General features: G+C 65.3%; 6 protein-coding genes. All 6 read right to left on the bottom strand.

The window, feature by feature from the left end; translation table 11 throughout:
- Positions 1-712, bottom strand: a 712-nt coding sequence (locus U9983_RS21180) for an AAA family ATPase (protein ID WP_322755693.1), incomplete at its 3' end; no start/stop codon positions are given.
- Positions 709-927, bottom strand: coding sequence for a hypothetical protein (locus tag U9983_RS21175; protein ID WP_322755692.1), 219 nt, complete (start codon positions 925-927; stop codon positions 709-711). The genes U9983_RS21180 and U9983_RS21175, both read right to left, overlap by 4 nt.
- Before the next feature lie 155 nt (positions 928-1,082).
- Positions 1,083-1,634, bottom strand: a complete 552-nt coding sequence (locus U9983_RS21170) for a bifunctional DNA primase/polymerase (RefSeq protein WP_322755691.1) — start codon at positions 1,632-1,634, stop codon at positions 1,083-1,085.
- Between the two features lie 170 nt (positions 1,635-1,804).
- Entirely contained in the window at positions 1,805-2,098 is a 294-nt protein-coding gene (locus U9983_RS21165; RefSeq protein WP_322755690.1) for a hypothetical protein, read from the bottom strand.
- Positions 2,099-2,241: 143 nt separating this feature from the next.
- Entirely contained in the window at positions 2,242-2,811 is a 570-nt protein-coding gene (locus U9983_RS21160; RefSeq protein ID WP_322755689.1) for a hypothetical protein, read from the bottom strand.
- On the bottom strand, positions 2,808-3,713 hold the full coding sequence (locus U9983_RS21155) for a tyrosine-type recombinase/integrase (RefSeq protein ID WP_322755688.1): 906 nt from the start codon (positions 3,711-3,713) through the stop codon (positions 2,808-2,810). The genes U9983_RS21160 and U9983_RS21155 overlap by 4 nt, the downstream gene beginning before the upstream one ends.
- Between the last annotated feature and the right edge of the window lie 117 nt (positions 3,714-3,830).

The following is a 3,830-nucleotide window of genomic DNA, read 5'->3' as shown; positions in this document are numbered from 1 at the left end:
GCGATGCGACGTCGCTACCGTTGCCCTTGTTGAAGTGCGCGATGCCGAGGATTACCGCGCGGGATCGATCCGCGAGTCTCGCCAATGGATCGAGCGCGGTCCGGGTATTTCTTTCATTATGCGTGTCGATCTTTTCCCCGATTGCGGACATCAAAGGGTCGATCACGACGAGCGCGATACCGTGCCGGATCACTTCGGCTTCGAGAAGAGCATTGTCCGCTGGCAGGGATAGGGTCATCTCGGTGTCTTTGTCGACAATAACGTCAAATCGTCCGATCATGCTGCGGTCCACATCGGCGGCAATCATTCTCGGGAGAAGAGTGTGCTTCCACGAGTCCTCTACGGCGACGTACAGGACTCTGCGGGGTTCGCCGTAAAAGCTGCCCGGGAGTGTGCCGCGGGTGATCTGCGCGGCAAGCCAAATCCCAAAGCTCGACTTTCCTGTTCCTTCCCGTCCGGCTGCGATGGCGAGCGTGCCAGCAGGGATCCGCCCGAAGGGGGCAGGAATCCGCACTTTGGAGAGGGCCTCTTCGGTGAGGTCTCGACCGTCGTCTTCCCACGCCCAAATGACCGGTTCGGGATCTTCTTCTGTGCCCCAGACGATTCGAGCCCGGCGACCTGTCTGCGGGGTTGAGGCTTGGCCGTCCGGCGTGTCAAGGTCAGTTCCACTACTGCTGACCATGCGCGCGGTTTCGGCTGTCTCAGCGGTCATGCTGCGTCACCAGCTGTCCGCGGTGCACGCATTCCCGCAGAAAGACCAGACTCGACAGTCCGAGTCGCCTCGGACAGCGGGAGGCCCGCTGTTACTCCCGCGTCGGTGAGGGCCTGGCGGACGTCCTGCTCACCCAACAAGCCACCCGCGACGAGTCGGCCCATCTTGTAGGCGGCACCGTTGAGGGCGTGGTTTCGGCCGCTGTCGGGCGTCATAGCGGCGATATCGGCGCACTCGCCGTTCAATGCGGCCAGTGCCCAGCGTTCCCGCCGTCCGCCGGTGCTTGGCGCGGTCCTGGAAACCGCGCGTGTGGTTGGCTGATTTGGGGGTGAGGGACGCTGATCAACGGGCACCCACGGTGGGATGAGGCTCATCGGGTGCCCCCCGGCCCGCACCAGCGGTAACGGCGGCCGGAAATGTGCAGGGATGGCGCCGCGACGACATAGCCGGATTTTCCGCGGTAGTCGAGTCCGGGCAGGAATCGGGTTTTGTTGGTGTCTCCGGATGGTGGGACAAACAAATGCCATCCGATTTCACGGCCGGTTTCGGCGATTCCGAGGATGTTCGGCGGGTATCCGGCATTGTCCATGGCGGCGAGGGATGCGAGTCCCTCTACGCCGTCGAGGTCGATCACGTCGAAGTGAACGCCGGTTCGAAGCCCGATGTTCGCGTCAGGCCACCGGCTCCACCATGATCGGATCACGTCCGGGTCGACGGTGGAGCTGTGCAACCCGCGGGGTGCGGCCCGTCCGATTGGGTGCTTCGCTGGGCGGTCGCAGTCGGGTGTGCCGCATGCGCAGCGGTCCCCGTTCGGCCACCAGAGTGGGAACGTCGGCCAGCCGCGCCGGGCGTAGCCGAGTGCCGCGGCTTTGAGGTCGGAATGCGCGCGCTGATCGGCGCGCTCGGTGGAAGAATCGAGCATGGGTCTCGTTCCCTCTCTGTAAGGGTTCGGGGTCAAGGGCCGTCCGGGTGTTGTCGCACCTGGGCGGTCCGTCACATGTCCGGCGGATCGGTTATGATCGTGAGGATCCGTTCTCGCCGATCTGATCATTGCGGCGCCTGGTTCCTCGGCCGGGCGCCGTATCGGCGTAGTCATGCGGCTTCGGCTTCCGGTGCTGCGGCCTTACGGGCGCGGGCCTTGGACGATGCCAGCGACAGCCGTGCCATGTGCGCGTGGTGCAGGTGGGTCGCCCGTCGGGTGACCTCGGCATCATCGAGATCCGGGTGTTCCGCGCGAACTTTCCGTTCCCAATATGGGCGGCATTGTGGGGTGGCGGCACGGGCAGCGGCTGTGCGCTCGCGCGGGTCGGTGTTGGCGTGGGACACATGGGCGGCAATGCGTGCGCGTAGAACGCGCTGTTCGGGTGTGAGAGGTACTCGTGGCACTTGCCGGGGCCTTTCGAGGGCACGGGAAACGAACCCCTGCGGGGGTCGTTCCTACGGCGCCGATCTCGTAGGGCGCGGGCTGCGACAGCTCCGGCGGTTCATGTAGTTGATGTTGCTGTTTGCCAGCGTAGCACATTGACGCCCTACCTCGACTTCCGGGCGGCTACGTGGCATGTCCGGCTAGCTTTGGCCCACGCGGAAGCGGCCACGCGGAGATCGGTAAGGGTCGTCCGGTAAGGGCCTCCACAGCGGCAATGCAGGTTGAATTCTTCGGTGTCAATTGGGTCTCGGTCGTCCGGCCACGGCCAGTTCACCAGCGCCACCCGGTAGGGCAGGTACGCATGCGTCACCCCGGGCGTCCGGAGTTCATCGGAGAGGTCCTCAGACATGCGTTCCCGATGATGCTGAGCCAGGGCTTCCAGCCGTTCGGGACTGGAGCCCGGTTGCGGTATCTCCACGAAACGCTGATGCTCCCCGCGGTCGGAATTTCGAATCCTCCGCTCGGCGGGAACGAACAGCGGGCCGTTGTGCGGCGTCGGATAGGCGGCGGCCAGGAGATGCCCGCGTCCGCCTGGACGGGGGCAGTAAACCTCCACTAGCACGCGGCCGAAGTACAGGCCGCGATCGGTGATCCCTTTTCGGCGTAGTGCGGTGTCTTCGGCTTGCGCGGTCCGGTCATGCCCGGTGGGATTGAGCCAGTCGTTGGCGGTCACAGCTTGTCTCCCAGGCTCATCCGGCGGTGTGCGGCGCGGGCACGGTCATCGGCTGTGGATGCGGCGTAGCGGTCCAGCATGGTGCGGGTCCGCCATCCGGCTAGGCGCATCAGGTCGCCTTCCGATCCGCCTTCGGCCAGCCACTGGTGTGCGAAGAAGTGTCGGAGCTTGTGCGGTGTGATGGCGATGTCGACGCTGGCGGCGCGTCTCACGAGCATCTTGTACAGCGCCTGTGCGGTTACCGCGCCGTAATCCCGATCGCCGAGCCACAGTGCATCAGTGGCGACTTTGGGATGGTTGCGCCGGGCGCGGAGGTACCGGTCGAGTGCCTGCGCGGTCTTCGCGCCGAACGGGCACGATCTCGCCCGCGCGCCTTTGCCCATGACGAGAGCGACCTGATCGCGTAGATCGACGTCGGCGACCTTCAGTGCGGCGAGTTCGGATCGTCGCATTCCGGTGTCCGCCCACAGCCTGATGACCGCGGTGTCTCGCCTGCTGGTGAAGTCCCGCCCGGTGGCAGTGCCGAGGATGGCGCGCAGGTCGTCGGCGGCCGGAACCGGTACCGGCTGTACGGGGACGGCCGGCCGGGCGACCCGTGTCAGCGGGTTGGCGTCCAACTCCCCTTCAGCCATGCACCATTTGAAAAAGATGTTCGCGATGGTGTAGCGGGCGACCGTTGTTCCCACCGCACGGCTAGCCGCGTGATCGGCGAGGAACTGTCGCATGTGGTCGGGGGTGATGTCGGCGATGTCGGTGACTCCCGCTGCGGCGAGGTGTGCGTCGATCACCCGGATGCCGATCAGGTAGGTACCGATGGTGCGGGGGGACTTGCCGGCGGCTCGCAGGGAGAGTGTCCACGAGTCGATGAGGGGCTTGAGTGGCCCGGTCTGATCTTCGGTCACGATCGCATGTTAACGCTACCCGGTGCTATGTACTCAAGGGGTAGGCCCGGATGTTGCGCTCAAACCCGCTGGTGGCTATGGTGTGTCCCGTACAGCCACGATCGATCCCGGCACGCA

This window comes from Protofrankia sp. Cas3 (assembly GCF_963555955.1).
GTDB lineage: Bacteria > Actinomycetota > Actinomycetes > Frankiales > Frankiaceae > Protofrankia.
Note: the sequence above shows the minus strand (reverse complement) of the source record. Positions and strands in the feature narration are given on the sequence as shown.